Raw genomic sequence first — 6,534 nt, forward strand, 5'->3', positions numbered from 1 at the left:
TACGCAGTCATGGAACTAATTTTAAGATTTGCTGGGTTTAAGTTTACTTAGCAAGGTAACAATGCCGACAACGACGATGCCAGCGATAAGGCCAATAATGCCATTGAGCAGGGTGGGGAGTATGGCGGAGATAATAGCGCCGACTGAAGGTATCAAGGCGGTTTCCTGTGCAGCATCTCCAATCCATTCTGACAATACGTGCACCCCATGAGTAAGGATTCCGCCCCCAACTAAGAACATGGCAAGCGTTCCGACGATCGACAGACCTTTCATGAGAATTGGAGCAAAGGCCAGTAAGCCACGCCCAATAGCTTGAGTGATAGCCATGCGCTTTTGACTGAGGTACAGCCCTGCATCATCAATTTTGACAATAACCGCGACCAATCCGTAAACGCCGATTGTCATGACAAAGGCAATACCAAAAAGCGTGATCACTTGGGTGAGAAATGTACTCTCTGAGACGACACCTAACGTGATGACAATGATTTCCGCGGACAAGATAAAATCTGTGCGAATTGCCCCTTTGATTTTCTGAGTCTCATATTCTGCGGCGTTTAATGTGGTCGTATTGAAATCTTCCTCGTCATTTTGATGGGATGCCGCGGTATCATGTGAGTCTTTCTTGTGAAAGAAGGTGTGAATGATCTTTTCTGCGCCTTCGAAGCAGAGGAATAGCCCTCCTAACATGAGTAGCGGGGTGATGAGCCATGGTGCAATCGCGCTAATCGCCAGTGCAGCTGGGACGATTATCAGCTTGTTGAGAAAAGAGCCCTTCGCGACGGCCCACACCACGGGGAGTTCGCGGTCCGCTTTTACACCTGACACTTGCTCCGCGTTCAATGCAAGATCATCCCCTAACACGCCGGCAGTTTTTTTCGCCGCGACTTTACTCATCAGGGAGACATCGTCGAGGATCGTCGCAATGTCATCGAGTAGGGTAAGCAAACTAGCTCCAGCCATGATGTTTCCTCATCAGATATAGAAAGAGGCGGAAATCCGCCCCTGTTTAATCGCTGTTCATTGTTTGTCTCATCGACACATTGACACCAATTGACTGTGTTTAATCGAGATTATAGCTGCTTTTCAATGGCTGAAAGCAGCTGGTCAATATCGGCTTTGGTGACATCTTTGTGCGTGACAAAACGCATTGATTTGTATCCAGGTGATACAAGAATACCTTGCTCTTTCAGTGCACTGGCAATGGCATGAATATCGATGTGTGGCGCCACGTCAGCATAGACAATGTTTGTTTGCACTGGGTAAATGAAGGTATTGAACCCCTGAATCGCACCCAAACTTTCGGATAGATAACGGGCGTTGTCATGATCATCTTTGAGACGTTCTACATTTTCAGTCAGCGCGATCATGCCTGCTGCGGCAAGAATACCCGCTTGGCGCATGCCGCCACCGACCATTTTGCGAAGACGACGTGCTCGTTGAATGTAGTCAGCATCACCAAGTAACAATGAACCAATAGGTGCGCCCAATCCTTTAGACAAGCAAATGGTCATCGAGTCGAAATGTTGACTGATCTCTTTGATATCAACGTTTAGCGCGACAGAAGCGTTATACACGCGTGCGCCATCCAAATGCAGTTTAAGTTGGTGTTTATTGGCAAATTCACGTGCTTGCGCTAAATAGCTCAAAGGCAACACTTTACCGCCGATGGTGTTTTCAAGGCTAAGCAACTTGGTTCGCGCAAAGTGAACGTCGTCAGGCTTGACGGCTGCAGCCAGTTTTTCAAAGCAAAGTGTGCCATCTTTATTGTTTTCGATAGGTTGTGGCTGGACTGAACCAAGCACAGCAGCTCCACCTGCCTCATATTTGTAATTGTGCGCTTGTTGGCCGCACAGATACTCGTCACCACGATCACAGTGTGCGAGAATACCTAAAAGGTTGGCTTGTGTGCCTGACGAAGTGAAAACCGCAGCTTCAAAACCATGTCTTTCTGCTGCCCATCGCTCAAGTTCGTTGACTGTCGGGTCATCCCCATAAACGTCGTCGCCTACCGGCGCATTCGCCATGGCTTCACGCATTTTTGCATCGGGTTGAGTTACTGTATCTGAGCGAAAATCAATCATTCTGAGCTATCCTGATTACAACGGTGATCGAGGTGTAAGATTACTCCCGATTCCGAGAAAAGTAATTATAAAACATCATGAATTTCGCCAACGTCCATATGTTGAGTCATTCAATATTTGATGCATTAGTGTGCAGATAAGACCAACAGAGGAACGGCAATGGAAATGTCATGGCTATTTATTTCACTCGCATGTTTGGTGACAGGCTTTTCCAAGTTTTCCATTGGTGGACTTGGCCTCATTATCCTTCCTTTGATGATGCTTGCATTTCCCGGCCCTGAAGCTTTAGGGGTTATCGTCCCGCTTTATTTGCTGACTGATTTAGTCGCTGTCATGACTTATCGAAAAAATGTTAATTGGGGCGTGTTGGCGAAACTCGTTCCATTCGGTGCGCTTGGCGTATTGGTGGGGACGATGGTGCTCGGTAGCATTGATCCGAGTACCTTTATGACCATGTTAGGCGTGTTGATCTTCGCGTTGCTAGGATTGTCTCTTTGGCTTGATTACCACCCTTTGCCCGTGTTCTCGCACCGCTATTCCGCTGGTTTTGCTGGCGCCTTGTGCGGGTTTGTTGGCGTGTTGGCTAATGCCGCAGGGCCACTGATGGGGCTGTTTCTGCTTGAGCAGAAAATGGAAAAGCATGCGTACGTGGCGACTCGCGTCTGGGCGTTTCTTACCCTAAATATCCTGAAGTTGGTTGGGTTAGTTAGCTTAGGCTTGGTGAACATGGAAACGCTACAAGCGAGTGCCGTTGGGCTGCCAGCCTTGTTCGTGGGCATGTTTATCGGTTTTAAGGTTTTTGCGAAAATTTCGGCGGATCAACTGAAATTGATTGTTCGAGGTGCGATTTCTCTCAGTGCTGCTCACTTACTTTTCTTTAAATCGAGCTAGATGTTGTGAGCAACGGGGTAGCAGTAATAAAGGGCTGCCCCTACCAACAGAAACCGCAGCCTAAGCTGCGGTTTTTTTTGAACTAAGTGGCATCGTTGAAATATGGAGCCTGTTAGCTTTTCAGCAGTTGCCAGTAACGGTTGTAAATTCCTACCGCACTGCCAATATCGTTAGTGAACTCACCTTTTTCAACATCAATGTCCGAAGGGAAGATGACATTGTTTTCAGTGTATTCAGCAGACAGTTTCTCTTTGGCGCGTTTGCTTGGTGCAGGGTAGCCAAGCTCTTCAACCATTGCCGCCTGATTTTCAGGTCGGTATAGGAAATCAATAAACTGATGGGCAAGGTCTACTTTTTCTGCACCTTTTGGAATAATGAAGTTATCCATCCAAAGAATTGAACCCTCGTCAGGATAAATGAACTTAATGTTATCCATTTCAGCCTGTGCCAAGTAGGCATTGCCATTCCACTGCTGACCTATTCCTACTTCACCTGTTACAAACGGTACGTGAGGCGCATCTGAGTTATAGACCACTACATTCGGGCGCAGTGTTTTTAGCAGTTCATAGGCTTCTTTGATTTCAGCTTCGTTCTTGGTGTTGATGCTGTAACCCTTAGATTTTAGCGCCATCCCAAATACGTCACGCACGTCATCAAGCAGCATCAGTTGCCCTGCGAATTCGGGTTTCCACAAATCCGCCCACTTGGTGACAGCGCTACCGTCGACGATATCGCCGTTATAGCTAATGCCTGTCACGCCCCAGATATATGGCAGTGAGTAGTCGTTGTTTTTATCAAAGGGTTGCGCCAGCAAACCGGGGATAATGTCTTTAACATGCGGGATTTTCGATTTGTCGATTTTAGCCAGCATGCCTTCGTTGCTCATTCTTTCGATAAAGTACGTTGACGCGAATGCGAGGTCGTAACCTTTACCGTCAAGCAACTTTAGCTTGGTATACATGGATTCATTGTTTTCAAACGTCGAGTAGTTAACCGTCACACCGTATTCTTTTTCGAATGCGTTGATGACGTTCATGGGCATATATTCTGCCCAGTTGTAAATGTTAAGTACTTCGTTGTTTGCTGAAACGCCGAAAGACAAAGTTGCGGTAAGTGCGATGCTCGCCGCGGTCACCCCTTTAAGATGTTGGTTCATTACGTTAGTCCTAAGATGGCTATACCAAGCCGGAATTTGAACGCGCATCATCAAAACAATTGTATAAATAGTCAACCAAATTCAGAGTGATTGAGTAACAATTTGTTTGTTAGTGCAACAGCGGATTCCGCTTGCCAGATTGGGGGGTTGGTGCGAATATTCGCCATCTTTTTACGCATAGGCAGGATTAAGTCGCAAAATGGCGAAAGAAAACGGGTATATCGATAGTTACTACCAAGCAACGGCAAACGTATTACCAGAGCAACCAACGTTAACCAATGATATTCAAGCGGATGTTTGTATTATTGGAGCGGGTTTGACGGGAACCAATGCTGCCATCGAGCTTCGTAAACAGGGTATGAGCGTTGTTGTTCTTGAGAGCCAACGTATTGCTTTTGGCGGTTCTGGTCGTAATGGCGGTCAAGCGCTGGTGGGGTATTGTCTTGGATTGCGTGAAGTAGACGAAACCTATGGCCCTGAATGGGGAAAACAGCTGTGGGATTTGTCTGTCGAGTCTATCGATATCATTCGTGAGCGTATTAAGGAGTTCGATATTGGGTGTGACTTCCAAGAAGGTTACATCGAATTGGCATTAAATAAAGGCCAAGAAGAAGAACTTAAGTCATGGCATGAACTCAAACAAGGACGCTACAACTATCCGGTTGCTCAGTGGTGGGACACAGATAAAATTGATGAAGTGGCGCACACTCGTCGTTATCTTGGTGGTCTATTTGACCCGAACAGTGGTCACGTTCATACCTTAAATTACACACTTGGCCTTGCTCAGGCTGCGATTTCAATGGGTGCGGAAATCTATGAAAATAGTCCGGTCATTAAAATTGAGAAAGGCTCAGGTGTTAACACAGTAAAAACAGCAACAGGCAGCGTTAAAGCCAAGCAAGTATTGTTGGCGTGCAATGCGTACCTAGATGGTTTAAATCGTAGAGCACAGTCAAAGGTACTTCCCGTTGCATCATATATTGCTGTAACAGAACAGCTGGGCGACCGACAGCCAATCAGTAACATGATGGCTATGTCTGATTTGAACAATTGTTTGGATTATTTGCGTCCTACCGCCGATGGCCGAATTCTGTTTGGTGGTGTAAACCATCCGTTTAATGGCGAATACCCTGATAGCCAAGAGCGCTTGCGACAGCGTATGCTGAAAGTGTTCCCACAACTGGGCGATGTGAAAATGGAATACCACTGGGGTGGGCTATTTGCAGTAACGCGAAGCTACATGCCAGAAATCGCCCACTTGGGTAACGACATTTATACGGCACATGGTTATACCGGCCATGGTGTTGGCTTAACAAACATTGCAGGCCGTGTGGTTGCTGAGGCAATGGCAGGGCAGGCTGGTCGATTTGATGTATTCTCTCGTGTTAAGCAAAGTTGGATTCCGACCCCTGAAGTGCTGCGTAAGCCGGCACTTGCGATGGCGATTTGGAAAGCAAAACTAGAAGATGCTCTAGCAAAATAATCTGACATGCCTTCACTGTTGTTCCTTCATGTTCGGTGTGGTTAAAGTGAGCAGCGAAGTGGAAATGAGAGTGAAGGCATGAATCAAGGTGATTTGTTTGAACAAACGGGTTGGATAGATTTACCTGATGGTAAATTGTATTGGCAACCTGACTTTATCAGCACTAGTGAAGCGGAGCTGATGTATGACGCTCTTCTTAATACACTTCCATGGCAGCAATTGCCGATAAAGATGTTTGGCCGTGAAGTTCTCCAACCGCGCTTGCAAGCTTGGTTCGGTGAGCATGGTTATACGTATTCCGGTCTAAGGCTACCTCCTGCTCAATTCCCTCCACTTCTTGAAAGTCTAAAAATCAAATGCTCTCGTGTTGCGGGTGATGCATTTAACTCTGTGTTGGCGAATCTTTACCGAGATGGGCAAGACTACATGGGATGGCATCAAGACAATGAGGCAGAGCTTGGACCTGCGCCAAACATTGCTTCACTAACGTTTGGGGAAAGTCGTCGCTTTGTGTTGAAGCATATTCGAACTGGAGAAAAGCGTGAATTTGAATTGGGATCGGGTTCTTTGCTCATAATGGCAGGCAAAACTCAGACTTATTGGCAACATGCACTCCCGAAAACCGCCAAAACGAGGGGGGCGAGAATCAACCTTACTTTCCGCAAGATCATTTATTAGCGTGATTACAGGCTAAATATGGCTCGAAATGGTCGATTTATGTCGTCTTTGCCGTGATTTTGAGCGAACGAACTTTTTTTTATGAAATAGTGTTGACTAGATCACGTGAATCCGTAGAATGCCCACCCATACCGCAGCGGGAAACAACTTCCAGAAGCGGATGGACAAAGGCGCGTTGGCAGAGTGGCTATGCAGCGGATTGCAAATCCGTGTACCTCGGTTCGACTCCGGGACGCGCCTCCATA

The 6,534-nt window shown here is 46.6% G+C and carries 6 protein-coding genes and 1 tRNA gene; 4 read left to right on the forward strand and 3 right to left on the reverse strand.

Features of this window, described 5'->3' with window-relative positions; translation table 11 throughout:
• Positions 1 to 21: 21 nt before the first annotated feature.
• Together LRP50_RS17250 and ltaE are read right to left on the reverse strand one after the other, a co-directional pair.
• Entirely contained in the window at positions 22 to 960 is a 939-nt protein-coding gene (locus LRP50_RS17250; RefSeq protein ID WP_274165700.1) for a DUF808 domain-containing protein, read from the reverse strand.
• A 110-nt stretch (positions 961 to 1,070) separates the two neighbouring features.
• Positions 1,071 to 2,081: a low-specificity L-threonine aldolase gene (gene ltaE / locus LRP50_RS17255; protein ID WP_274165701.1), complete on the reverse strand. Its 1,011-nt coding sequence runs from the start codon at positions 2,079 to 2,081 to the stop codon at positions 1,071 to 1,073.
• A gap of 159 nt (positions 2,082 to 2,240) precedes the next feature.
• Here ltaE and LRP50_RS17260 point away from each other — a divergent pair, with 159 nt between their 5' ends.
• Positions 2,241 to 2,972, forward strand: coding sequence for a sulfite exporter TauE/SafE family protein (locus tag LRP50_RS17260; protein ID WP_274165702.1), 732 nt, complete (start codon positions 2,241 to 2,243; stop codon positions 2,970 to 2,972).
• Between the two features lie 112 nt (positions 2,973 to 3,084).
• On the opposite strand, the gene LRP50_RS17265 is transcribed toward LRP50_RS17260, so the two are convergent.
• Positions 3,085 to 4,128 carry an ABC transporter substrate-binding protein gene (locus tag LRP50_RS17265; RefSeq protein ID WP_274165703.1) on the reverse strand — a complete coding sequence of 348 codons (1,044 nt, stop codon included), beginning with the start codon at positions 4,126 to 4,128 and terminating at the stop codon, positions 3,085 to 3,087.
• 199 nt (positions 4,129 to 4,327) lie between these two features.
• Between LRP50_RS17265 and LRP50_RS17270 the strand changes: the two genes are divergently transcribed.
• The 3 genes from LRP50_RS17270 to LRP50_RS17280 all read left to right on the forward strand — a co-directional run bounded on the left by LRP50_RS17270 (position 4,328) and on the right by LRP50_RS17280 (position 6,532).
• Positions 4,328 to 5,611, forward strand: a complete 1,284-nt coding sequence (locus tag LRP50_RS17270; protein WP_274165704.1) for an NAD(P)/FAD-dependent oxidoreductase — start codon at positions 4,328 to 4,330, stop codon at positions 5,609 to 5,611.
• A 78-nt stretch (positions 5,612 to 5,689) separates the two neighbouring features.
• Positions 5,690 to 6,289: an alpha-ketoglutarate-dependent dioxygenase AlkB family protein gene (locus tag LRP50_RS17275; protein ID WP_274165705.1), complete on the forward strand. Its 600-nt coding sequence runs from the start codon at positions 5,690 to 5,692 to the stop codon at positions 6,287 to 6,289.
• Positions 6,290 to 6,458: 169 nt separating this feature from the next.
• Positions 6,459 to 6,532, forward strand: a tRNA-Cys gene (locus tag LRP50_RS17280).
• Positions 6,533 to 6,534 lie beyond the last annotated feature (2 nt).

The sequence above is a fragment of the Enterovibrio gelatinilyticus genome (genome assembly GCF_028683095.1).
Lineage (GTDB): Bacteria > Pseudomonadota > Gammaproteobacteria > Enterobacterales > Vibrionaceae > Enterovibrio > Enterovibrio gelatinilyticus.

Coding starts and splice junctions, on each gene's coding strand:
- LRP50_RS17250 (WP_274165700.1), bottom strand. CDS start 960: ATGGCTGGAGCTAGTTTGCTTACCCTACTCGATGACATTGCGACGATC.
- ltaE (WP_274165701.1), bottom strand. CDS start 2,081: ATGATTGATTTTCGCTCAGATACAGTAACTCAACCCGATGCAAAAATG.
- LRP50_RS17260 (WP_274165702.1), top strand. CDS start 2,241: ATGGAAATGTCATGGCTATTTATTTCACTCGCATGTTTGGTGACAGGC.
- LRP50_RS17265 (WP_274165703.1), bottom strand. CDS start 4,128: ATGAACCAACATCTTAAAGGGGTGACCGCGGCGAGCATCGCACTTACC.
- LRP50_RS17270 (WP_274165704.1), top strand. CDS start 4,328: ATGGCGAAAGAAAACGGGTATATCGATAGTTACTACCAAGCAACGGCA.
- LRP50_RS17275 (WP_274165705.1), top strand. CDS start 5,690: ATGAATCAAGGTGATTTGTTTGAACAAACGGGTTGGATAGATTTACCT.